Below are 23582 nucleotides of genomic sequence, written 5' to 3'. Positions count from 1 at the left end.
CACAGTCAGTGATCGGGGCGAAAGGTACACCGTGGCTCGAACCCGTCGGTAGCAACGGGCCACGGCGCATTTATCGGTCTTACGGCTGCACACGATGTCACTCTGAGCCGATGGGAGAGGTAGGGTCGTAAGCGGTCGGGGACATCCCTAAAAGAATCTCGCCGGCGTCGAAACCGGCGTACCTAACGAGGAGATCGGTTCGTGACGATCCGCGTAGGCATCAACGGCTTTGGCCGCATCGGTCGCAACTACTTCCGCGCGCTCCTTGAGCAGGGTGCCGACATCGAGATCGTGGCTGTCAACGACCTGGGTGACACCGCGACCACTGCTCACCTGCTGAAGTACGACACGATCCTGGGGCGCCTCAAGGCCGAGGTCACCCACACCGCCGACACCATCACCGTCGACGGCCACACCATCAAGGTGCTCTCCGAGCGCAACCCGGCCGACATCCCCTGGGGCGAGCTGGGCGTCGACATCGTCATCGAGTCGACCGGCATCTTCACCAAGAAGGCGGACGCCGAGAAGCACATCGCGGGTGGCGCGAAGAAGGTCCTCATCTCGGCTCCGGCCAAGGACGAGGACATCACCATCGTCATGGGCGTCAACCAGGACAAGTACGACGCGGCCAACCACCACGTCATCTCCAACGCCTCCTGCACCACCAACTGCGTGGCGCCGATGGCCAAGGTCCTCGACGAGAACTTCGGCATCGTCAAGGGCCTGATGACGACGGTCCACGCGTACACCAACGACCAGCGCATCCTGGACTTCCCGCACTCCGACCTGCGTCGCGCCCGCGCCGCCGCGGAGAACATCATCCCGACCACCACCGGTGCCGCGAAGGCGACCGCCCTGGTCCTCCCGCAGCTCAAGGGCAAGCTGGACGGCATCGCCATGCGCGTCCCGGTCCCGACCGGCTCGGCCACCGACCTGGTCGTCACGCTGCAGCGCGAGGTCACCAAGGACGAGGTCAACGCCGCGTTCAAGAAGGCCGCCGACGACGGCGACCTGAAGGGCATCCTCTTCTACACCGAGGACCCGATCGTCTCCTCGGACATCGTCAGCGACCCGGCCTCCTGCACCTTCGACTCCTCCCTGACCATGGTCCAGGAGGGCAACTCGGTGAAGATCCTCGGCTGGTACGACAACGAGTGGGGCTACTCCAACCGCCTCGTCGACCTCACGGTCTTCGTCGGCAACCAGCTCTGAGCCTCCGGAACCGGCACCTCGATGTGAGCACAGGGCTCGGACAGCGCGATGATGCGCTGTACGAGCCCTGTCTCGTGTGCTTCACCGCGTACCAAGGAGTCAGTAGAAGATGAAGACCATCGACGAGCTTCTCGCCGAAGGCGTCGCCGGCAAGCGGGTATTCGTCCGCGCCGACCTGAACGTGCCGCTGGACGGCACCACCATCACCGACGACGGCCGTATCCGCGCCGTCGTTCCCACGGTCGAGGCACTGGCGGACGCCGGCGCCCGCGTCGTCGTCGCCTCGCACCTGGGCCGCCCGAAGGGCGCCCCGGACCCGGCCTTCTCCCTCGCCCCGGCCGCCGCGCGCCTCGGTGAACTGCTCGGTGCCGACGTGGCCTTCGCGACCGACACCGTCGGCGAGTCGGCCACGTCGACCGTCGAGGGCCTCACCGACGGCCGCGTGGCCGTCATCGAGAACCTCCGCTTCAACGCCGGCGAGACCTCCAAGGACGACGCCGAGCGCGGCGCCTTCGCGGACCAGCTCGCCGCTCTCGCCGACCTCTACGTCGGCGACGGCTTCGGCGCCGTGCACCGCAAGCACGCCTCGGTCTTCGACCTCCCGGCCCGCCTGCCGCACGCCGCCGGCCACCTCATCGCCACCGAGGTCGGCGTCCTGAAGAAGCTGACCGACGAGGTCAAGCGTCCGTACGTGGTCGTCCTGGGCGGCGCCAAGGTCTCCGACAAGCTCGCCGTCATCGACGAGCTGCTCGGCAAGGCCGACCGCCTCCTGATCGGCGGCGGCATGGCGTACACCTTCCTCAAGGCCAAGGGCCACGAGGTCGGCATCTCGCTCCTCCAGGAGGACCAGCTGCCGAAGGTCACGGAGTACATGGAGCGCGCCGAGAAGAACGGTGTCGAGCTCGTCCTCCCGGTCGACGTGCTCGTCTCCACGGAGTTCCCGGACCTGAAGACCAAGGCCCCGGCCACCTTCGACACCGTCGACGCCGACAGCATCCCGTCGACGAAGGAGGGCCTGGACATCGGCCCCAAGACGCGTGAGCTGTACGCGTCGAAGCTCGCCGACGCCGAGACCGTGTTCTGGAACGGCCCGCTGGGCGTCTTCGAGCACCCCGACTACGCCGGCGGAACCAAGGCCATCGCGCAGGCCCTGCTCGACAGCCCCGGCTTCACCGTGGTCGGCGGCGGCGACAGTGCCGCCGCGGTCCGCACCCTGGGCTTCGACGAGAATGCCTTCGGCCACATTTCGACCGGCGGCGGCGCCTCCCTCGAGTACCTCGAGGGCAAGACGCTCCCCGGCCTCGCCGCACTGGAGGACTGACCCTTAATGAGCACCCGCACCCCGCTGATGGCGGGCAACTGGAAGATGAACCTCAACCACCTCGAGGCCATCGCCCACGTCCAGAAGCTCGCCTTCGCGCTGACCGACAAGGACTACGACGCCTGTGAGGTCGCGGTCCTGGTCCCCTTCACCGACCTGCGGTCCGTCCAGACCCTGGTCGACGGCGACAAGCTGAAGATCAAGTACGGCGCCCAGGACCTCTCGGCGCACGACTCCGGTGCCTACACCGGTGAGATCTCGGGCTCGATGCTGGCCAAGTTCAAGTGCGCCTACGTGGCCGTCGGCCACTCCGAGCGCCGGCAGTACCACGCCGAGACGGACGAGATCTGCAACGCCAAGGTGAAGGCCGCGTTCAAGCACGGCGTGACCCCGATCCTCTGTGTCGGCGAGGGCCTGGACATCCGCAAGGCCGGCGAGCAGGTCCAGTACACCCTGAACCAGCTCGACGGCGGCCTGAAGGACATCCCGGCCGAGCAGGCCGAGTCCATCGTGATCGCCTACGAGCCGGTGTGGGCCATCGGCACCGGCGAGGTCGCCACCCCCGAGGACGCGCAGGAGGTCTGCGGGGCGATCCGCGGCCGGCTCGCGGAGCTCTACTCGCAGGAGCTGGCCGACAAGGTCCGCATCCAGTACGGCGGCTCGGTCAAGGCCGGCAACGTCGCCGCGATCATGGCGCAGCCCGACGTCGACGGTGCCCTGGTCGGCGGCGCCGCGCTGGACGCCGACGAGTTCGTCAAGATCGTTCGCTTCCGCGACCAGTGATGTGATCGGTGAGTAGGCGGTAGCGACGATCCGTCGTACCCTTGCGGGGGTCGGGCAGGACCTGCCCGACCCCCGTCCGTATAAGTCCGAGGAAGTTGGTCCAGCCGTGGTTATGGGGTTCTCGATCGCCCTGATCGTCTTCAGCGCGCTGCTGATGCTGCTGGTGCTGATGCACAAGGGGAAGGGCGGCGGCCTCTCCGACATGTTCGGTGGCGGTATGCAGTCGTCCGTCGGTGGCTCCTCGGTCGCCGAGCGCAACCTGGACCGCATCACCATCGTGGTCGGTCTGATGTGGTTCGCGTGCATTGTCGTACTTGCGCTTCTGATGAAGTTGGACGTGTAACTCCAATCACTGGACGCGCGTTGGGCCTTACGTAGACTGGGGCATCTTCGAGCACCATCACGCAGGGAGTTACGACCGTGGCAAGTGGCAACGCGATCCGGGGAAGCCGGGTCGGAGCGGGGCCGATGGGGGAGGCCGAGCGGGGCGAGTCGGCGCCGCGCCTCCGCATCTCCTTCTGGTGCTCGAACGGGCACGAGACGCAGCCGAGCTTCGCCAGTGACGCACAGGTTCCGGAGACGTGGGACTGCCCGCGCTGCGGCTTCCCGGCCGGTCAGGACCGGGACAACCCGCCGGACCCGCCGCGCACGGAGCCGTACAAGACGCACCTCGCGTACGTGCGCGAGCGGCGCAGCGACGCGGACGGCGAGGCGATCCTCGCCGAGGCGCTCGCCAAACTGCGCGGCGAGATCTGAGCGTGGTGTGACGGTGTGACGAACGGGCCCTGCCCGCGAAGCGATTCGCGGGCAGGGCCCGTTCGCGTGCGCCAGCCCGTGCGCGGTGCTCGGAGCGAGGAGTCGAGCAGGGTCGCCAGGGCCGTCGCGCAGGCGGCCGTCGTGCGCTCGCGACGCGGGAAATCCCCCACCGTGAAGGACCAGTTGGTCAGAGGTGATCACTCTGCCCCGGCCAGTCGCACGGGCCGGAAAGCATGCTCCGGCGCAGCGATCAATTAGGTTGGAGGAGCAGCGGGGCAAGCAGGCAGGAAGAGAAGAAGTAGGCGATGTCCGAGATGAAGACCGAAGGCTCGATGAGGCTCAACCAGCTGCCCGAATGGGCCGCCCTCGGCAAGCACCGCGAACAGCTGGGGGAGACCACCCTGCGCGAGCTGTTCGCCGCCGATCCGAACCGGGGCACCGCATACGCCCTGCGGGTCGGCGACCTCTATCTGGACTACTCCAAGCACCTGGTGACCGACGAGACGCTCGCGCTGCTGCGCGAGCTGGCCGCCGCGACCGGCGTGGCCGAGCTGCGCGACGCCATGTTCCGCGGGGAGAAGATCAACACCACCGAGGACCGGGCGGTCCTGCACACCGCGCTGCGCGCCCCGCGCGATGCCGTGATCGAGGTCGACGGCGAGAACGTCGTCCCGGGCGTGCACGCCGTGCTCGACAAGATGGCCGCCTTCGCGGACAAGGTCCGCGCCGGCGAGTGGACCGGCCACACCGGCAAGCCGGTCAAGAACATCGTCAACATCGGCATCGGCGGCTCCGACCTCGGGCCCGCGATGGCCTACGAGGTCCTGCGCTCCTACACCCAGCGGAATGTGACGTTCCGTTTCGTCTCCAACGTCGACGGCGCCGACCTCCACGAGGCGATCCACGACCTCGACCCGGCCGAGACGCTCTTCATCGTCGCCTCGAAGACCTTCACCACCATCGAGACGATCACCAACGCCACCTCCGCGCGCGACTGGCTCCTCACCGGGCTGCGCGCCGACCAGGGCGCCGTCGCCCGGCACTTCGTTGCCCTGTCGACCAACGCCGCGAAGGTCGAGGACTTCGGCATCGACACGGCCAACATGTTCGAGTTCTGGGACTGGGTCGGCGGCCGCTACTCGTACGACTCCGCCATCGGCCTCTCCCTGATGATCGCCATCGGCCCGGACCGCTTCCGCGAGATGCTCGACGGCTTCCACCTCGTCGACGAGCACTTCCGCACCGCACCCGCCGAGGAGAACGCGCCGCTGCTCCTCGGCCTCCTCGGTGTCTGGTACGGCGCGTTCTTCGACGCCCAGTCGCACGCCGTCCTGCCGTACTCGCACTACCTGTCGAAGTTCACCGCCTACCTCCAGCAGCTCGACATGGAGTCCAACGGCAAGTCCGTCGACCGCGACGGCAACCCCGTCGACTGGCAGACCGGACCGGTCGTCTGGGGCACGCCCGGCACCAACGGGCAGCACGCCTATTACCAGTTGATCCACCAGGGCACCAAGGTCATCCCGGCCGACTTCATCGGCTTCGCCGAGCCCGTCGCCGACCTGCTCCCCGGCCTCGTCGCCCAGCACGACCTGCTGATGGCGAACTTCTTCGCCCAGACCCAGGCACTGGCCTTCGGCAAGACGCCCGAGGAGGTACGGGCCGAGGGCGTGCCCGAGGAGCTCGTCCCGCACAAGACCTTCCGGGGCAACCACCCCACGACCACCCTCCTCGCCAAGGAGCTCACGCCCTCGGTCCTCGGCCAGCTCGTCGCGCTCTACGAGCACAAGGTGTTCGTCCAGGGCGCGATCTGGAACATCGACTCCTTCGACCAGTGGGGCGTGGAACTCGGCAAGGTCCTCGCCAAGAAGATCGAGCCGGTGCTGACCCGCGGAGAGGGCGGTGACGAGCTCGACGGCTCCACCGCAGAGCTCGTCGCCACCTACCGCTCGCTGCGCGGACGGTAGGGACCGATGGCGGGGGAGAACGCGGTGACGGGCGAGGTCCGGCTGCGGCCGCCGCGCAACACGCTGGACGGCCGGGCCGTCGGCTGGTGGCGGACGCAGCTGCTGCTGACCACCGCCGTACCCGCGGCCGTCCTCGCGGTGCTCGGCGCGTTCATCGCGCCCGCCCGGTTCTGGCTGCTGCTCGCCGCCGGGGCCGTGGCGGTCGTCGGGCTGGCAGGCACCGCGTTCCTCCCCGCCTGGTGGTTCAGGGTGCACCGCTGGGAGGTCACCGAGGACGCCGTCTACGTCCGTACGGGGGCCTTCTGGCAGGAGTGGCGGATCGCTCCGATGTCCAGGATCCAGACCGTCGACACCGTACGGGGGCCGCTGGAGCAGGTCTTCGGGCTCGCCACCGTGACCGTCACCACCGCCTCCTCCAAGGGCGCCATCCGGATCGAGGGGCTCGACCACGGCCTCGCCGCCGACCTCGCCGAGCGCCTGACGGCCATCACCGGGGCGACGTCCGGGGACGCGACATGACCGAGGACTGGCGGCGCCTCGACCGGCGTACGGTCCTGGTCACCGCCGCCGTCCTCGCGGGCGTCGCCGGTGGCGCCGCACTGCCCACCTTCTTCGGCCTCACCGGCGCCATGCCCGCCCGGCAGGCCATCGGCTGGATCCTCGCCGGGGCCGTCCTCCTCGTCGGCGGCGGCTCGGCCGCCGACTACGTCCGCTGGCGCCGCACCCGCTACCGCGTCGGTGCCGAGCGGAGCGAGACCGGGGCGCCCCCGGCCGAAGGCGGAGGGAGGGTCGAACTCCACACCGGGCTCCTCCTGGTCAAGCGCCGCTCCCTGGCCCGCGAGCGCATCCGCAGCGTCGACCTGACGGCCAACCCGCTCCAGCGCGTCCTCGGCCTCGTCAAGGTCCGCATCGGGACCGGGGAGAGCAGCGGCGGCGAGTCCACCCTCGAACTCGACCCGGTCACCCGGGCCGAGGGCGAACGCCTCCGCCGCGAACTCCTCGCCCGCACCGCCTCCACGGCCGGGGACACGACCCACGACGGTTCCCTGGCCGCGCTCGACCCCCGCTGGATCCGCTACGCCCCGGTCTCCTTCGTCGCCCCGCTGCTCGGCGGCGCGGCGGCCGGTGCCGTGCTGCAGGTCAGCGAGTGGTTCGGGGCCCAGGCCGAGGTCGTCGACTGGATAGGGGACCGCTTCCAGGACACCTCCCTCGTCTCGATGATCCTCACGCTCGTCCTGCTCGCCGTCCTCGTCGGTACCGTCGCCGCCCTCGGCCTCTGGGTCGAGATGTGGTGGAACTACCGCCTGGAGCGCGAGCCCGGCGGCACCCTGCGGGTTCGCCGCGGACTGCTCACCGCCCGCTCGATCTCCATCGAGGAACGACGCCTGCGCGGTGTCGAGCTGGTCGAGCCGCTGGGCGTGCGGATGTGCGGGGCCGCCCGCGTCGACGCCGTGGCGACGGGACTCGTCGAGCGCGGCGAGGACGAGCGCACCGACCACAAGACGCTGCTGCCGCCCGCGCCCCGCCCGTTCGCCGACCGGCTCGCCGCCCAGGTCCTGCGCGAGCCCGAGCCGCCCACGAGCGCTCGGCTGACCGTCCACCCCCGCGCCGCCCGCACCCGGCGCCTGCGCTGGGCCCTCGCGGCCGTGCTCGCCCCGGTCGTGGCCCTCGCCGTCCTCGGAGCCCTCCTCACCCCGGTCCTGCTGTACGTCGCGGCCGGCTGCGCCCTCGTCCTGACCCCGCTCGCCGTGCTGCTCGCCCTCGACGCCTACCGCAATCTCGGGCACGGCATCACCGGCGGCTATCTGGTGGCCCGTTCCGGCACGATCCGCCGGTCCACGGTCGCCCTCCAGCGGGGCGGCGTCATCGGATGGACCGTCAAGCAGTCCTACGCCCAGCGCCGGGCCGGCCTGCTGACCCTGACCGCGACGACCGCGGCGGGCGAGGGCGCGTACGCCGTCCACGACGCCGGCGAGAACGAGGGCCTGGCCTTCGCCGCCGAAGCGGTGCCCGACCTCCTCGCACCCTTCCTGGAGTCCGTACCGGAAACGCGACAGGCCCGGTCCACCGTGCGGTGAACCGGGCCCGAGTGACCGTCCGTCAGGGCGAAGCCGGCGGATACAGGTCGCGCGGCAGCTCCGAGGCGGCCGCCGCGTCGAGCAGCCACAGCGTGCGGGAACGGCCGTAGGCACCCGCGGCCGGGGCCTGGACCTCGCCCGCGCCCGACAGTGCGATCGCCGCCGCCTTCGCCTTGTCCTCGCCCGCCGCGAGCAGCCACACCTCGCGCGCGGCACGGATCGCCGGCAGCGTCAGCGAGATCCGGACCGGCGGCGGCTTCGGCGCACCGTGCACGCCCACCACCGTGCGCTCGGTCTCGCGGACCGCCGGGAGCTCCGGGAACAACGAGGCCACATGGGTGTCGGGCCCGACACCCAGCATCAGCACGTCGAACGTCGGCACCGCCCCATGGTCCTCGGGACGGGCTGCCGCGGCCAGTTCGGCCGCGTACGCGGCGGCTGCCGCCTCGACGTCACCGCCGTGCGGTCCGTCCGCGGCCGGCATCGCGTGCACCCTCGCAGGGTCCAGCGGGACGCTGTCGAGCAGCGCCTCACGGGCCTGGGTGACATTGCGCTCCGGGTCGCCGTCGGGCAGGAACCGCTCGTCGCCCCACCACAGATCGAGCCGTGACCAGTCGATCGCGTCCCGGGCGGGGGCCGAACGCAGCGCCGCGAGCAGTCCGTTGCCGTTGCGGCCGCCCGTGAGGACCACGGACGCCGAGCCGCGCGCGGCCTGGGCGTCCACGATCCGCGTGATCAGCCGGGCGGCCGCGGCCTGGGCCATCAGCTCCTTGTCGCGGTGCACGACGAGCTGCGGAGCGCTCACTTGGCCGCCGCCTTCTTGGCCGCGGTCTTCCTGGCGGCCGGCTCCTTCACGGACGAGGGAGCGGGATCGGCCGCCGGAGCCGCCGCCACCGGGGTCTCCCCGACGGGATCGGGGGCGGTCACCGCCGCCTTCTCGTCGAGCCGGTCGAGCCCGTACCGCAACGCCGAGGCGTAGGTGTCGTCCGGGTCGAGCCGGCGCAGCTCCTCCGCGATCAGATCGGACGTCTCGCGGCGCTTGAGCGCCACGGCACGGTCCGGCTGGCCCTGGATGGAGAGCGTCGCCAGCGATCCGTCCGGCCGGTCGAGCACGATCGGCCCGCAGGTGGACTCCATCCGTACGGACGTGAGCCCGGGGCCCGCCGAGGTGGCGCGCCGGACCGGTACCTTCAGCCGGTCCGCCAGCCACATGGCCAGCAGCTCGACGCTCGGGTTGAACTCCTCGCCCTCGACCTCGGCCGAGGTGACCTCGCACACGACCTGGTCGAGCGCGGCGGCCAGCATCGAACGCCACGGGGTGATCCGGGACCAGGCCAGGTCCGTGTCGCCCGGGGAGTAGGTGGCCGCCCGGCCGGTCAGCTCGTGGATCGGCTGCTCGGCGGCGTACGTGTCGGTCACCCGGCGCTGGGCGAGCGCGCCCAGCGGGTCGTTCGCCAGGTCGGCCGGTGCGTTGACCGGCCACCAGACGACGACGGGCGCGTCCGGCAGGAGCAGCGGGAGGACCACCGACTGGGCGTGGTCCGCGACCTCGCCGTACAGCCGGAGGACAACCGTTTCGCCGGTGCTGGCGTCGGCGCCGAGGCGGACCTCGGCGTCGAGTCGCGCCTTCGCGCGGTCACGCGGCGAGCGCGCGGCCCGCTTGATGACCACCAGCGTCCGCGAGGGGTGCTCGCGGGACGCGTCGTTGGCCGCCTTGAGCGCGTCGTAGGCGTTCTCCTCGTCGGTGACGATGACGAGGGTGAGCACCATGCCGACGGCAGGTGTGCCGATGGCCCGCCGCCCGAGCACCAGCGCCTTGTTGATCTTGCTGGACGTGGTGTCCGTCAGGTCGGTCTTCATGGCCGGCGCCAGCTCCGTCCGTCTCGTGCGAGCATCTCGTCCGCCTCGACCGGACCCCACGTGCCCGCCTGGTACTGGGCGGGCTTGCCGTGCTTGTCCCAGTACTGCTCGATCGGGTCGAGGATCTTCCAGGACAGCTCGACCTCCTCGACCCGCGGGAAGAGGTTCGAGTCGCCGAGCAGCACATCGAGGATGAGCCGCTCGTACGCCTCCGGGCTGGACTCCGTGAAGGACTCGCCGTAGGCGAAGTCCATCGACACGTCCCGGATCTCCATCTGCGTGCCCGGCACCTTGGAGCCGAACCGCACCGTCACGCCCTCGTCCGGCTGGACGCGGATCACGATGGCGTTGCGGCCGAGTTCCTCGGTCGCCGTGTGGTCGAAGGGGGAGTGCGGGGCGCGCTGGAAGACGACCGCGATCTCGGTGACGCGGCGGCCGAGGCGCTTGCCGGTGCGGAGGTAGAACGGGACGCCCGCCCAGCGGCGGTTGTCGATCTCCAGCTTGATGGCCGCGTAGGTGTCGGTCTTCGACTTGGGGTCGATCCCGTCCTCCTGCAGATAGCCGACGGCCTTGGCGCCGCCCTGCCATCCGGCGGCGTACTGGGCGCGCACGGTCGAGGAACCCAGGTCCTTCGGCAGCTTCACCGCGCCGAGCACCTTGGTCTTCTCGGCCGCGAGCGCGTCCGCGTCGAAGGAGCCGGGCTCCTCCATCGCGGTCAGCGCGAGCAGCTGGAGGAGGTGGTTCTGGATGACGTCACGGGCGGCGCCGATGCCGTCGTAATAGCCGGCGCGGCCGCCGATGCCGATGTCCTCGGCCATGGTGATCTGCACGTGGTCGACGTACGACCGGTTCCAGATCGGCTCGAAGAGGGTGTTGGCGAAGCGGAGCGCCAGGATGTTCTGGACGGTCTCCTTGCCGAGGTAGTGGTCGATCCGGAAGACCTCGTCGGGCGGGAAGACCTCGTGGACGACCTCGTTGAGCTCCTTGGCGGAGGCCAGGTCGTGCCCGAAGGGCTTCTCGATGACCGCGCGGCGCCAGGAGCCGTTCTTCTGGTCGGCCAGACCGTGCTTCTTCAGCTGCTGGACGACCTTGGGGAAGAACTTCGGCGGCACGGACAGGTAGAAGGCGAAGTTACCGCCGGTGCCCTGCGCCTTGTCCAGCTCCTCGACGGTGGTCTTCAGCTGGTCGAAGGCGTCGTCGTCGTCGAAGTCGCCCTGGACGAAACGCATCCCCTGGATCAGCTGCTGCCACACCTCCTCGCGGAACGGCGTACGGGCGTGCTGCTTGACGGCCTCGTAGACCTCCTGCGCGAAGTCCTCGTCCTGCCACTCGCGGCGGGCGAAGCCGATGAGCGAGAAGCCCGGCGGCAGAAGACCGCGATTGGCCAGGTCGTAGACGGCAGGCATCAGCTTCTTACGGGACAAATCGCCCGTGACGCCGAAGATCACCAGACCCGACGGCCCCGCGATACGCGGGAGCCGTCGGTCTGCGGCGTCACGGAGCGGGTTGGCTCCGTGGACTGCGCTCAAGGTGCTTACGCCTCCGAAGGTGCGAGGCGCTGCAGCTCCGCCTCGGTCGACTTGAGCAGGTCGTTCCAGGACGCCTCGAACTTCTCGACGCCCTCGTCCTCGAGCAGCTGCACCACGTCGTCGTACGCGATGCCGAGCTTCTCGACGGCGGCCAGTTCGGCGCGGGACTGCTCGTAGGTGCCGCGCACGGTGTCACCGGCGACCTCGCCGTGGTCGGCGGTGGCCTCCAGGGTGGCCTCGGGCATGGTGTTGACCGTGCCCGGGGCGACCAGGTCGACGACGTAGAGGGTGTCCTTGTACGCCGGGTCCTTCACACCGGTCGAGGCCCACAGCGGACGCTGCTTGTTGGCCTGCGCCCGGTCCAGAGCCGCCCAGCGCTCCGAGGAGAAGACCTCCTCGTACGCCTCGTAGGCCAGACGCGCGTTGGCGAGCGCGGCCTTGCCCTTGAGGGACTTGGCCTCGTCCGTGCCGATGGCGTTCAGGCGCTTGTCGATCTCCGAGTCCACGCGGGAGACGAAGAAGGAGGCAACGGAGTGGATCTTGGAGAGGTCCAGGCCGCGCTCCTTCGCCTTCTCCAGGCCCGCCAGGTAGGCGTCCATGACCGCGCGGTAGCGCTCCAGCGAGAAGATCAGCGTCACATTGACGCTGATGCCGAGGCCGATGACCTCGGTGATCGCCGGCAGACCCGCCTGGGTGGCCGGGATCTTGATGAGCGTGTTGGGGCGGTCCACCAGCCAGGCCAGCTGCTTGGCCTCGGCGATGGTCGCCGCCGTGTCGTGGGCCAGGCGCGGGTCCACCTCGATGGAGACCCGGCCGTCCTGACCGTCGGTCGCGTCGAAGACCGGGCGCAGGATGTCGGCGGCGTCCCTCACGTCCGCCGTCGTGATCATGCGGATGGCTTCTTCCACGGTGACCTTGCGGGCGGCGAGGTCGGCGAGCTGCTGGTCGTAACCGTGGCCCTCCGAGATCGCCTTCTGGAAGATGGACGGGTTGGTGGTGACACCGACCACGTGCTGCTGGTCGATCAGCTCGGCCAGGTTGCCGGATGTGATCCGCTGACGCGAGAGGTCGTCCAGCCAGATCGCGACGCCTTCGTCGGAGAGGCGCTTGAGAGCGTCTGTCATGAGAGGTTCTCCAAAAGTCGTGTCTATGGGCGTCAGCGCGCGGCGGCGGCGAGAGATTCCCGGGCCGCGGCGGCGATGGCCTCGGGCGTGAAGCCGAACTCGCGGAAGAGGACCTTGGCGTCGGCCGAGGCACCGAAGTGCTCCAGCGAGACGATCCGGCCGGCGTCGCCGACGTACTTGTGCCAGGTCAGACCGACACCCGCCTCGACCGCGACGCGCGCCCTCACGGACGGCGGCAGGACCGAGTCCTTGTACCCCTGGTCCTGCTCCTCGAACCACTCGACGGACGGCATCGAGACCACGCGCGTCGGGACACCGGCCGCCTGGAGCTGCTCCCGGGCCTCCACGGCCAGGTGCACCTCGGAGCCCGTGCCGATCAGCACGACCTGCGGCTCGCCACCGTCGGCCTCGAAGAGCACGTACCCGCCCTTGGCGGTGTCCTCGTTCGGCGCGTACGTCGGCACACCCTGACGGGTGAGGGCCAGACCGTGCGGGGCGCCCTTCCCGAACTCGCGGGTGTGACGCTTGACGATCTCGCGCCAGGCGATGGCGGTCTCGTTGGCGTCCGCCGGGCGGACGACGTTCAGACCCGGGATCGCGCGCAGCGACGCCAGGTGCTCCACCGGCTGGTGGGTCGGACCGTCCTCGCCCAGACCGATCGAGTCGTGGGTCCAGACGTACGTCACCGGCAGGTGCATCAGGGCCGACAGACGGACGGCGTTGCGCATGTAGTCGGAGAACACCAGGAAGGTGCCGCCGTAGATACGGGTGTTGCCGTGCAGCGCGATGCCGTTCATCTCCGCGGCCATGGAGTGCTCGCGGATGCCGAAGTGGATCGTGCGGCCGTACGGGTCGGCCTCCGGCAGCGGGTTGCCCTCGGGCAGGAACGACGAGGTCTTGTCGATCGTCGTGTTGTTCGAGCCGGCGAGGTCGGCCGAGCCGCCCCACAGCTCCGGGAGGACCGAGCCGAGCGACTGCAGGACCTTGCCGGACGCGGCGCGGGTGGCGACACCCTTGCCCGCCTCGAACACCGGGATCTTCGACTCCCAGCCCTCGGGCAGCTCGTTCGCCTGGATGCGGTCGAACTCCGCGGCCCGCTCCGGGTTGGCCGTACGCCACTCGGCGAGGGACTTCTCCCAGGCGGCGCGGGCCTCACGGCCGCGGTCGCCCAGGGCGCGGGTGTGACCGATGACCTCGTCGGTGACCTCGAAGGTCTGCTCCGGGTCGAAGCCGAGGACGCGCTTGGTGGCCGCGATCTCCTCGTCGCCGAGCGCCGAGCCGTGCGCGGCCTCGGTGTTCTGCGCGTTCGGGGCGGGCCAGGCGATGATCGAGCGCATCGCGATGAACGACGGACGCTCGGTCTCGGCCTCGGCGGCCTTGATCGCCGCGAACAGGGCGGCCGGGTCCAGGTCGCCGTTCGCCTGCGGCTCGACCCGCTGGACGTGCCAGCCGTAGGCCTCGTACCGCTTCATCGTGTCCTCGGACACGGCGGTCTCGGTGTCGCCCTCGATCGAGATGTGGTTGTCGTCCCACAGCAGGATCAGGTTGCCCAGCTTCTGGTGACCGGCCAGCGAGGACGCCTCGGCGGAGATGCCCTCCTGGAGGCAGCCGTCACCGGCGATCACGTAGACGTGGTGGTCGAACGGGGAGGTGCCGGGGGCCGCCTCCGGGTCGAACAGACCGCGCTCGTAGCGGGCGGCCATCGCCATGCCCACGGCGTTGGCGACGCCCTGGCCCAGCGGGCCGGTCGTCGTCTCCACACCGGCGGTGTGTCCGTACTCGGGGTGGCCCGGGGTCTTCGAGCCCCAGGTGCGGAAGGCCTTCAGATCGTCCAGCTCGAGCCCGAAGCCACCCAGGTACAGCTGGGTGTAGAGCGTGAGGGACGAGTGGCCGGCCGAGAGCACGAAACGGTCGCGCCCGACCCAGTCCGGCTGTGCCGGGTCGTGCCGCATCACCTTCTGGAAGAGGGTGTACGCGGCGGGTGCCAGGCTCATGGCCGTACCGGGATGGCCGTTGCCGACCTTCTGTACGGCGTCCGCGGCCAGGATGCGGGCGGTGTCCACGGCCCGCTGGTCCAATTCGGTCCACTCGAGGTCTGTGGTGGTCGGCTTAGTGCTCACCCTGAGTCAGGGCTCCTCTCCACATGTACTGGAAAGCCGGTGACTGAGGGTGTACCGGCGGTGTCGAGCCTACCCCCGACACAACCCCCTCTTTTCGATAATCGGCCCCTCAAATGAGCGGACACATCAAGAGTGCGGGCGAGTCCGTCACTTCGCCTCCCGAGCCCTGTCCACGCCTTGGGACACACCCCCTCAACACGACCCCACCCCCGCGAAGATCGCGCTATGGGCAACGTCTAGAGTGGCGTGGTACGCGCAAGTCTTCACCCCGTCTTCATCCGGGGAGCTTGCTGGGATTTCTCTGTCAGGGGTGTGCGTGACGGCCGTCGAGTCCCGACCCGCAGGGGTCGTCTTGACTCCCAGCCCGGGGGGCCATCGGCCGTTCGGGGCCCGCGTCAAGGCATTCGTGGCGCTGACCAAGCCGCGGATCATCGAGCTTCTGCTCATCACCACCGTTCCGGTGATGTTCCTCGCCGAGCAGGGCGTGCCGAACCTGTGGCTGGTCCTGGCCACCTGCTTCGGCGGCTACCTGTCGGCGGGCGGCGCGAACGCGCTGAACATGTACATCGACCGCGACATCGACGCCCTGATGGACCGCACCTCCCAGCGTCCGCTGGTCACCGGCGTCCTCACCCCGCGCGAGGGCCTGGTCTTCGGCCTCACCCTCGCCGTGGTCTCCACGCTCTGGTTCGGCCTCCTGGTCAACTGGCTCTCCGCCGCCCTCTCGCTCGGCGCGCTCCTCTTCTACGTCGTGGTCTACACGATGATCCTGAAGCGGCGCACCGCGCAGAACATCGTCTGGGGCGGCATCGCCGGCTGTCTGCCGGTGCTGATCGGCTGGTCCGCCGTCACCAACTCGATGTCGTGGGCCGCGATCATCCTCTTCCTCGTCATCTTCTTCTGGACGCCGCCGCACTACTGGCCGCTGTCGATGAAGGTGAAGGACGACTACGCCCGCGCCGGCGTGCCCATGCTCCCGGTCCTCGCCTCCAACAAGGTCGTGGCCCGGCAGATCGTCGCGTACAGCTGGGTCATGGTCGCCGTCTCGCTGCTGCTGACGCCGCTCGGCTACACCGGCTGGTTCTACACGGCCGTGGCGCTGCTCACCGGCGGCTGGTGGCTCTGGGAGGCGCACGCGCTGCTCAACCGGGCGAAGAACGGCGCGACCGGCGCGAAGCTCAAGGAGATGCGCCTCTTCCACTGGTCGATCACCTATGTGTCGCTGCTCTTCGTGGCGGTCGCGGTCGACCCCTTCCTCCGCTAGTACACGGACAGCGGCAGGACAGCGGCAACACACCCGGACGACGGCCGGGGCGCGTGGGACAGCCCACACGCCCCGGCCGTCGCCAGTGGATCTACCGCTGGGTAGCATCCTTCTCATGGCAGACACCACGCAGGCGGACACCAAGACGGAGCGCAAGGCGGCCAAGCTCGCCCGGCAGATCCAGGCGTTCTCCAAGAAGCACGGCGGCGCCGAGGGGCAGCTCGCCTACACCGGCCAGATGGGCACCCGCATCGTGCTCGTCGGCGAGGACGGCGGCTGGGGCGACCTGGTGGCCCCCTCGTACGCCGCCGCCAAGCAGGCCGCCGAGAAGGCGGGGCTGACCCTCCACGACGAGTTCGACGGCGAGTTCGCCGCGAAGGTCGTCACCGGCCCGTACGAGTGGACCCGCATGGCCGGGATCCAGGTCGGCGGCCCGTCGAACGGCTGAGGCGAGGCAACAACCTCGGGTGGGGCTCACCCGTTAGGACGGGTGGAAGCACGTCCACGCAGGGAGCCCCCCGAATGATCGAGACCCCGAGCCTGGTGGACCAGTACTGCCACGGGGTGCTCCGCACGGAGCTCGGCCTCGGCACCTTCGAGGCCCACCTCGGCAGGCCCGTCGGAGCGGGGGCCGCGCAGCCCGCGCCGGGCACGACCTTCTTCGACACCCAGACGGGCTTCGCGGTACGCCGCTGGTGCCCGCCGCTGCTCGGCCTGGAACCGCACTGCCCGCCGGCCCGCTATCTCGCCCGCCGCCGGGAGCTGGGCGTCCTGGAGTCCGGCCGCAGACTGCTGCGGGCCTCGGGGATCTCCACCTACCTCGTGGACACCGGCCTCCCCGGCGACCTGACGGGCCCCGCCGAGATCGCCTCCGCCGGCGCCGCCGACGCCCACGAGATCGTCCGGCTCGAACCGCTCGCCGAGCAGGTCGCCGACACCTCGGGAACGGTCGAGGGGCTCCTCGCCAACCTCGCGGAGGCCGTCCACGGCGCCGCCGCGACCGCCGTCGCCTTCACCTCCGTGGCGGGGGTCTCCCGCGGGCTCGCGCACGCGCCAGAACCGCCGGGCCCCGGCGAGGTGCGCGGCGCCGCCGGCCGCTGGCTGGCCCGCCGCGGAGCCGGCGGCCGGCTCACCGACCCCGTCCTGCTGCGCCATCTCCTGTGGATCGCCGTCGCCTCCGGGCGCCCGCTCCAGCTGCACGTGGGCAGCGAGGACCCGGACACGCTCGCCGGCTTCGCCGCGTCCACCAGCGGACTCGGCACCGCGCTGGTGCTCCTGCACGGATACCCGCACCACCGGCGGACGGCCCAGCTGACGGGGGCCTTCCCGCATGTGTACGCCGACCTCGGCTCCGTCCTCGGCAGGACCGGTACCCGCGCGGCGGCGGTCCTCGCCGAACTCCTGGAGCTCGCCCCCTTCGGCAAGCTGCTCTTCTCCAGCGGCGCCCACGCCCTGCCCGAGCTGCACGTCGTCGCGGCGAGCGTCTTCCGGGGCGCGGTGAGCCGGGTGCTGGGCGAATGGGTCGGCGACGGGGCCTGGTCCCTGCACGACGCGCAGCGCGTCGCGACGATGATCGCGTCGGGCAACGCGCGCCGGGTGTACGGGCTGGCCTGACCTTCGGGCCGGCCGGCCGGTGCCGCTACGCCGGTGCCGTTACGCCGTGGCCAGGGCCGCGTCGCTCGGGGCCGGGACCGCGGGCGTCGCCACCGGGCGCTCGCGCAGGCTCAGGGCGAGGCGCAGCACGGCGATCCACATCAGCGCGGAGCCGAGCATGTGCGCGCCGACCAGAATCTCGGGCACTCCGGTGAAGTACTGGAGGTAGCCGATCCCGCCCTGTGCGAGCAGCACGATCAGCAGGTCCCGGGCGCGGGCGCGGGTGTCGTCGGGGGCGTCCACCACCCGCAGCACCAGCCACATCGCGAGCGCGAGCGCGCAGACGACCCAGGCGGCGATGGCGTGCAGATGGGCGGCGGCGGTCCAGTCCCACGGCATCCGCGGGACGTCGCTGCTGTCGCCGGCGTGCTTGCCCGAGCCGGTGACGCCGGTGCCGAGGACGATCACGAGCGCCGAGGCCGCGATGATCGCCCAGGAGAGCTTGCGCACCGGGCCCGGCACCCGCGGCCGGGGCGGCGTGTCGCCCTCGCGGGTCCGCTGCCAGGTGATCACGGCGACGGTCAGGAGCGTGGTGGCGGCGAGGAAGTGGCCGGCGACCGTCCACGGGTTCAGGCCCATCCACACGGTGATGCCGCCGAGGACCGCGTTGCTCGCGACGATCCAGAACTGCGCCCAGCCGAGCCGGGTCAGGCCGCGCCGCCACGGCTTGGTGGAGCGGGCGGCGACGATGGCCCAGCCGACCGCGGCCGACAGGACGTACGTCAGCAGCCGGTTGCCGAACTCGATGACGCCGCGGTAGCCCTGCTCGGGCGTCACGATGAGGCTGTCGTCGGTGCACTTGGGCCAGGTGTCGCAGCCGAGACCTGAGCCGGTCAGCCGGACCGCGCCTCCCGTGACGATGATGAGCACGCTCATCACGACGGCGGAGAGCGCGGCGCGCCGGAGCGTCCGGGGGGACGGGGTCCAGCGCCGGGCGATGAAGGCGAGGGGGGTCAGCACGCGCTCTATCGTAGGACGGGGCTTGTGCGCGCTTTCACGAGGGGGTGGGTACGCGGAGGAATGTCCCTGAACGTCACCCTCCGACTACTCCCAGCGGAAGAACCTCGCCGCGGCGCCGAGCCCGAGCACCGCCCACACGGCGAGGACCAGCGCCTGGCCCCACGGCATCCCGGCGCCGCCCTGCAGCACGTCCCGCAGGCCGTCCGAGAGCGCCGAGATCGGCAGCAGCTCGAGCACCGGGCGCGCCGCGTCCGGGAACTTCTCCAGGGGCACGATCACTCCGCCGCCGACCAGGAGCAGCAGGAAGACCAGGTTCGCGGCCGCCAGCGTGGCCTCCGCTCGCAGTGTGCCGGCCATCAGCAGGCCGAGGCCCGAGAAGGCGGCCGTGCCGAGGATCAGCAGGAGCGCCACCGAGGCGACGCCGCCCCGCGGGGACCAGCCGAGCCCCAACGCGATCGCGGTCAGGAGCGCGACCTGGAGCACCTCGGTGACCAGCACGGACAGCGTCTTGGCGGTCATCAGCGCCCAGCGGGGGAGCGGTGAGGCGCCGAGCCGCTTGAGCACCCCGTAACGGCGCTCGAAGCCGGTCGCGATGGCCTGGCCGGTGAAGGCGGTGGACAGGACGGCGAGCGCGAGGACGCCGGGGGCGAGGAAGTCGACGGCCTTGTCGGAGCCCGTGTCGACGATGTCGACGGTGGAGAAGAGCACCAGGAGCAGGGACGGGATGATCACCGTGAGGAGCAGCTGCTCGCCGTTGCGCAGCAGCATCTTCGTCTCCAGCGCCGTCTGTGCCGCGATCATCCGGCCGACGGGGGCGGCTCCCGGCTTCGGCGCGTACGTACCGGTGCTCATGCGCGCAGCTCCTTGCCGGTCAGCTGAAGAAAGACGTCTTCGAGGGTGTGGCGCTCCACCGAGATGCCGGAGGGCATCACGCCGTGCTGGGCGCACCAGCTGGTGACGGTGGCGAGCAGCTGCGGGTCCACCTCGCCGCTGATGCGGTACGCGCCCGGGGTCAGCTCCGCGGCCGCCGTGCCGTCGGGCAGGGCCTTCAGCAGGGAGCCGATGTCGAGCCCGGGGCGGCCGGTGAAGCGCAGGGTGTTCTCGGCGCCGCCGCGGCACAGCTCCTCGGGGCTGCCCTGCGTGACGACCCGGCCGCCGTCGACGATGGCGACGTCGTCCGCCAGCTCCTCGGCCTCGTTCATGAAGTGCGTGGTGAGGACCACGGTGGCGCCGTCGGCGCGCAGCTCGCGGACGAGGTCCCAGGTGGCGTGACGGGCCTGCGGGTCGAGTCCGGCGGTGGGCTCGTCGAGGAAGACCAGCTCGGGGCGGCCGACGACGGCCATGGCGAGCGCGAGGCGCTGCTGCTGGCCGCCGGAGAGCCGGCGGTAGGTGGTCCGGCCGCAGGAGGCGAGCCCGAGGCGCTCGATCAGGGCGTCCACGTCCAGGGGATGGGCGTGGAGCTTCGCCATGTGGCGGAGCATCTCGTCGGCGCGGGCGCCGGAGTAGACGCCGCCCGACTGGAGCATCACGCCGATCCGCGGGCGCAGGGCGGCCGCGTCGGCGACCGGGTCGAGGCCGAGGACGTGGACGGTGCCGGCGTCCGCCTTCCGGTAGCCCTCGCAGGTCTCGATCGTGGTGGTCTTCCCGGCCCCGTTGGGGCCGAGGACGGCGGTCACGGTGCCCGCCCGCACGTCGAGGTCCAGGCCGTCGACGGCGGTCTTGGTCCCGTACCGCTTGACCAGGCCGCGTACCCGGACGGCGGTGTCGACGGACTCGTTTCGCATGCCGGGAAGTCTAGGTCCCCGTTCGGCGGAGCTGTCCGGGGCCCTGGACCGGCACCGACCTGCCCGGTCCCGGCCCGGGTGAGCCGCCCCGTACGGGGAAGGCGCGGGGTATGCCCGTGTTCGTCGGCACCTCCGGGTGGCAGTACCGGGACTGGCGCGGAGTCCTCTATCCCGAGGGCGTGCCCCAGCGGCTCTGGCTGGAGGAGTACGCCCGCCGGTTCGTCACCGTGGAGAACAACAACGCCTTCTACCGGCTGCCCGAGCGCCGCACCTTCGCCGAGTGGCGGGATCGCACGCCCGACGGGTTCGTGATGGCGGTGAAGGCCAGCCGCTTCCTCACCCACGTCAAGAGGCTGAAGGATCCCGAGGAGCCCGTCGAGCGGCTGATGGGCCGCGCCGAGGCGCTCGGTGACCGTCTCGGGCCCGTCCTCCTCCAGCTGCCGCCCACGCTCCGCGCCGACGCCGGACTGCTGGACGCCGTGCTCGCATGCTTTCCCCGCCGGGTGCGGGTCGCGGTCGAACCGCGGCACGACTCGTGGTGGACGGAGGAGATCGCGTCGCTCCTGGCGGCCCGGGGCGCCGCCCTGTGCTGGGCGGACCGGGAGTCGCGGCCGGTGACACCGCTGTGGCGCACGGCGGACTGGGGCTATGTGCGGCTGCACGAGGGGCGGGCGAAACCCTGGCCGGCCTATGGGCCCCAGGCGCTCGCGACCTGGGCGGACCGGCTCGCCGCGACCTGGCCGGACGCGGCGGACGTGTACGTGTTCCTCAACAACGATCCGGGGGGCGCGGCCGTCCGGAACGCGGTCTCGTTCTCCCGTGCGGTGGTCGCCGCGGGCCGGTCGGCGGTGCCTCCGGCGGGGGCCGGGAGCGCGGGGGAGTGATCGTTTTCCCAGGTCAGGTAAGCCTTACCTGCGTGATGCACGGCACCGCGCCCGCCACGGGCGTCGCTTGTCACTCCCGAAGGAATTACGCAACAATGGCGTTGTGAAAAACGTCGACGCGGCTCCTGTGGAGGAACTCGCGACCGGTGAGCGATCCACGCGCAACCGGGTCGCGCGGTCCATCCTGGACCACGGTCCGTCGACGGTCGCCGATCTCGCGCAGCGGCTCCGCCTCACCCAGGCGGCCGTGCGCAGGCATCTCGACTCGCTCGTCGCCGAGAACGTCGTGGAGGCCCGCGAGAAGCGCGTGTACGGCGCCCGTACCCGTGGTCGCCCCGCGAAGGTCTTCGCGCTGACCGACTGCGGCCGGGACGCCTTCGACCAGTCGTACGACTCGCTGGCCGTGGACGCGCTGCGCTGGATCGAGAAGAACGCCGGGGGCGAGGCGGCCGTCGCCGCCTTCGCCCGCGACCGGCTGGAGGCCCAGGCGGAGACGTACCGCGAGGCCGTCGAATCGGCGGACCCCGACCAGCGCACCGAGGCGCTTGCCAAGGCCCTCAGTGCCGACGGGTACGCTGCCACTGCGCGGAACGCGCCGGTCGGCCAGCAGCTCTGCCAGCACCACTGCCCGGTCGCCCACGTCGCCGAGCAGTACCCCCAGCTGTGCGAGGCGGAGACGGAGATCTTCTCCCGCCTCCTGGGAACGCACGTCCAGCGTCTGGCCACCATCGCGCATGGTGACGGCGTCTGCACCACGTTCATCCCGCACAGCGCCCCACAGACCACCCCATCAGAAGCATCCGCAAGCACGGCCGGGAGGAACCCCGCATGACCACCGAGATCAGCCACCCCGAGCTCGAGGGCCTGGGTCGGTACGAGTACGGCTGGGCCGACTCGGACGCGGCCGGTGCCACCGCCAAGCGCGGTCTCTCCGAGGCCGTCGTCCGCGACATCTCCGAGAAGAAGAACGAGCCGGAGTGGATGCTCAAGCTGCGGCTGAAGGGTCTGCGCCTCTTCGACAAGAAGCCCATGCCGAGCTGGGGCTCCGACCTGTCGGGCATCGACTTCGACAACATCAAGTACTTCGTGCGCTCCACCGAGAAGCAGGCCGCTTCGTGGGAGGAACTGCCCGAGGACATCAAGAACACGTACGACAAGCTCGGCATCCCCGAGGCGGAGAAGCAGCGCCTCGTCGCCGGTGTCGCGGCCCAGTACGAGTCCGAGGTCGTCTACCACCAGATCCGTGAGGACCTGGAGGAGCAGGGCGTCATCTTCGTCGACACCGACACCGCGCTGAAGGAGCACGAGGAGCTCTTCCGCGAGTACTTCGGCACGGTCATCCCGGTCGGCGACAACAAGTTCGCCTCGCTGAACACGGCCGTGTGGTCCGGCGGATCGTTCATCTACGTGCCGAAGGGCGTGCACGTCGAGATCCCGCTGCAGGCCTACTTCCGTATCAACACGGAGAACATGGGCCAGTTCGAGCGGACGCTGATCATCGTCGACGAGGACGCCTACGTCCACTACGTCGAGGGCTGCACCGCCCCGATCTACTCCTCCGACTCGCTGCACTCCGCGGTCGTCGAGATCATCGTGAAGAAGGGCGGCCGCTGCCGCTACACGACGATCCAGAACTGGTCGAACAACGTCTACAACCTGGTCACCAAGCGTGCCGTGGCCTACGAGGGCGCGACCATGGAGTGGGTCGACGGCAACATCGGCTCCAAGGTCACCATGAAGTACCCGGCCGTCTACCTGATGGGCGAGCACGCCAAGGGCGAGACCCTGTCCATCGCCTTCGCCGGCGAGGGCCAGCACCAGGACGCCGGCGCCAAGATGGTCCACATGGCCCCGAACACCTCCTCCAACATCGTCTCCAAGTCGGTGGCGCGAGGCGGCGGCCGCACCTCCTACCGCGGTCTCATCGAGATCGGCGAGGGCGCGCCCGGGTCCAAGTCGAACGTGCTCTGCGACGCGCTGCTCGTCGACACGATCTCCCGCTCGGACACGTACCCGTACGTCGACGTCCGCGAGGACGACGTCTCCATGGGTCACGAGGCCACCGTCTCCAAGGTCTCCGAGGACCAGCTCTTCTACCTGATGAGCCGCGGTCTGACCGAGTTCGAGGCCATGGCGATGATCGTGCGCGGCTTCGTCGAGCCCATCGCCAAGGAGCTGCCGATGGAGTACGCCCTCGAGCTCAACCGGCTGATCGAGCTGCAGATGGAAGGCGCGGTGGGCTAGCGAGCCCGGCCGCCTGGTCACCACCCTCGCGGAGGCCCGCCCG

At 70.6% G+C, this 23582-nt stretch carries 22 protein-coding genes; 14 read left to right on the top strand and 8 right to left on the bottom strand.

The features are described 5' to 3' along the window. The first annotated feature begins 201 nt into the window (after positions 1–201). The 8 genes from gap (at position 202) to ACZ4VW_RS04790 (ending at position 8117) form a co-directional block, all read left to right on the top strand. A complete protein-coding gene (gene gap, locus ACZ4VW_RS04825) occupies positions 202–1212 on the top strand; it encodes a type I glyceraldehyde-3-phosphate dehydrogenase (RefSeq protein WP_355111344.1) in 1011 nt (336 codons plus the stop codon). Positions 1213–1321: 109 nt separating this feature from the next. Further along, positions 1322–2533, top strand: coding sequence for a phosphoglycerate kinase (locus ACZ4VW_RS04820; RefSeq protein WP_467958456.1), 1212 nt, complete (start codon positions 1322–1324; stop codon positions 2531–2533). Between the two features lie 6 nt (positions 2534–2539). Further along, entirely contained in the window at positions 2540–3316 is a 777-nt protein-coding gene (gene tpiA / locus ACZ4VW_RS04815) for a triose-phosphate isomerase (protein WP_467958455.1), read from the top strand. A 112-nt stretch (positions 3317–3428) separates the two neighbouring features. Beyond that, positions 3429–3659, top strand: coding sequence for a preprotein translocase subunit SecG (secG, locus tag ACZ4VW_RS04810; protein ID WP_467958453.1), 231 nt, complete (start codon positions 3429–3431; stop codon positions 3657–3659). Positions 3660–3736: 77 nt separating this feature from the next. Further along, a complete protein-coding gene (locus tag ACZ4VW_RS04805) occupies positions 3737–4072 on the top strand; it encodes an RNA polymerase-binding protein RbpA (protein WP_003976875.1) in 336 nt (111 codons plus the stop codon). 305 nt (positions 4073–4377) lie between these two features. Then, a complete protein-coding gene (pgi, locus tag ACZ4VW_RS04800) occupies positions 4378–6039 on the top strand; it encodes a glucose-6-phosphate isomerase (protein WP_467958451.1) in 1662 nt (553 codons plus the stop codon). A gap of 6 nt (positions 6040–6045) precedes the next feature. Further along, a complete protein-coding gene (locus tag ACZ4VW_RS04795) occupies positions 6046–6558 on the top strand; it encodes a PH domain-containing protein (RefSeq protein WP_467958449.1) in 513 nt (170 codons plus the stop codon). After that, positions 6555–8117: a PH domain-containing protein gene (locus ACZ4VW_RS04790; protein WP_467958447.1), complete on the top strand. Its 1563-nt coding sequence runs from the start codon at positions 6555–6557 to the stop codon at positions 8115–8117. Before ACZ4VW_RS04795 ends, ACZ4VW_RS04790 begins: the two co-directional genes overlap by 4 nt. Before the next feature lie 22 nt (positions 8118–8139). Here the strand turns inward: ACZ4VW_RS04790 and pgl are convergent, their stop codons facing one another. Genes pgl through tkt form a run of 5 tightly spaced genes read right to left on the bottom strand, consistent with a single transcriptional unit; the run spans position 8140 to position 14750 of the window. Beyond that, positions 8140–8922 carry a 6-phosphogluconolactonase gene (pgl, locus tag ACZ4VW_RS04785; RefSeq protein WP_467958445.1) on the bottom strand — a complete coding sequence of 261 codons (783 nt, stop codon included), beginning with the start codon at positions 8920–8922 and terminating at the stop codon, positions 8140–8142. Beyond that, the gene (opcA, locus tag ACZ4VW_RS04780) at positions 8919–9977 is read right to left on the bottom strand and encodes a glucose-6-phosphate dehydrogenase assembly protein OpcA (protein ID WP_467958443.1); all 1059 of its coding nucleotides are present in this window, start codon (positions 9975–9977) and stop codon (positions 8919–8921) included. The genes pgl and opcA overlap by 4 nt, the downstream gene beginning before the upstream one ends. Beyond that, on the bottom strand, positions 9974–11506 hold the full coding sequence (zwf, locus tag ACZ4VW_RS04775; RefSeq protein WP_467958441.1) for a glucose-6-phosphate dehydrogenase: 1533 nt from the start codon (positions 11504–11506) through the stop codon (positions 9974–9976). The genes opcA and zwf overlap by 4 nt, the downstream gene beginning before the upstream one ends. A 5-nt stretch (positions 11507–11511) precedes the next feature. Then, positions 11512–12630 (bottom strand): transaldolase, encoded by a 1119-nt coding sequence (gene tal, locus ACZ4VW_RS04770; RefSeq protein ID WP_467958439.1) that lies wholly within the window; start codon positions 12628–12630, stop codon positions 11512–11514. A gap of 32 nt (positions 12631–12662) precedes the next feature. Then, positions 12663–14750: a transketolase gene (gene tkt, locus ACZ4VW_RS04765; protein ID WP_467958437.1), complete on the bottom strand. Its 2088-nt coding sequence runs from the start codon at positions 14748–14750 to the stop codon at positions 12663–12665. Positions 14751–15066: 316 nt separating this feature from the next. On the opposite strand from tkt, the gene ACZ4VW_RS04760 reads away from it, so the two are divergent. The 3 genes from ACZ4VW_RS04760 to ACZ4VW_RS04750 all read left to right on the top strand — a co-directional run bounded on the left by ACZ4VW_RS04760 (position 15067) and on the right by ACZ4VW_RS04750 (position 17628). Next, a complete protein-coding gene (locus ACZ4VW_RS04760; RefSeq protein ID WP_355111365.1) occupies positions 15067–16014 on the top strand; it encodes a heme o synthase in 948 nt (315 codons plus the stop codon). Between the two features lie 115 nt (positions 16015–16129). Beyond that, complete coding sequence (locus ACZ4VW_RS04755) at positions 16130–16462, top strand: hypothetical protein (protein ID WP_467958435.1); 333 nt, start codon at positions 16130–16132, stop codon at positions 16460–16462. 74 nt (positions 16463–16536) lie between these two features. Further along, positions 16537–17628, top strand: coding sequence for an amidohydrolase family protein (locus tag ACZ4VW_RS04750; RefSeq protein WP_467958433.1), 1092 nt, complete (start codon positions 16537–16539; stop codon positions 17626–17628). Positions 17629–17667: 39 nt separating this feature from the next. On the opposite strand, the gene ACZ4VW_RS04745 is transcribed toward ACZ4VW_RS04750, so the two are convergent. From ACZ4VW_RS04745 to ACZ4VW_RS04735, 3 genes are all read right to left on the bottom strand, one after another. Beyond that, positions 17668–18627 (bottom strand): COX15/CtaA family protein, encoded by a 960-nt coding sequence (locus ACZ4VW_RS04745; RefSeq protein WP_467958431.1) that lies wholly within the window; start codon positions 18625–18627, stop codon positions 17668–17670. Between the two features lie 84 nt (positions 18628–18711). After that, positions 18712–19479, bottom strand: coding sequence for an ABC transporter permease (locus ACZ4VW_RS04740; RefSeq protein WP_467958428.1), 768 nt, complete (start codon positions 19477–19479; stop codon positions 18712–18714). Beyond that, the gene (locus ACZ4VW_RS04735; protein WP_467958426.1) at positions 19476–20411 is read right to left on the bottom strand and encodes an ABC transporter ATP-binding protein; all 936 of its coding nucleotides are present in this window, start codon (positions 20409–20411) and stop codon (positions 19476–19478) included. Before ACZ4VW_RS04735 ends, ACZ4VW_RS04740 begins: the two co-directional genes overlap by 4 nt. Positions 20412–20521: 110 nt before the next feature. On the opposite strand from ACZ4VW_RS04735, the gene ACZ4VW_RS04730 reads away from it, so the two are divergent. The 3 genes from ACZ4VW_RS04730 (at position 20522) to sufB (ending at position 23539) form a co-directional block, all read left to right on the top strand. After that, positions 20522–21295 (top strand): DUF72 domain-containing protein, encoded by a 774-nt coding sequence (locus ACZ4VW_RS04730; protein ID WP_467958424.1) that lies wholly within the window; start codon positions 20522–20524, stop codon positions 21293–21295. Between the two features lie 103 nt (positions 21296–21398). Further along, positions 21399–22127, top strand: a complete 729-nt coding sequence (locus tag ACZ4VW_RS04725) for a helix-turn-helix transcriptional regulator (protein ID WP_467958422.1) — start codon at positions 21399–21401, stop codon at positions 22125–22127. Further along, complete coding sequence (gene sufB, locus ACZ4VW_RS04720) at positions 22124–23539, top strand: Fe-S cluster assembly protein SufB (protein WP_158986169.1); 1416 nt, start codon at positions 22124–22126, stop codon at positions 23537–23539. The genes ACZ4VW_RS04725 and sufB overlap by 4 nt, the downstream gene beginning before the upstream one ends. The last annotated feature ends 43 nt before the right edge of the window (positions 23540–23582 follow it).

It is taken from the genome of Streptomyces sp. NPDC029139 (genome assembly GCF_055564335.1).
This window is presented reverse-complemented; position numbering and strand designations above follow the sequence as displayed.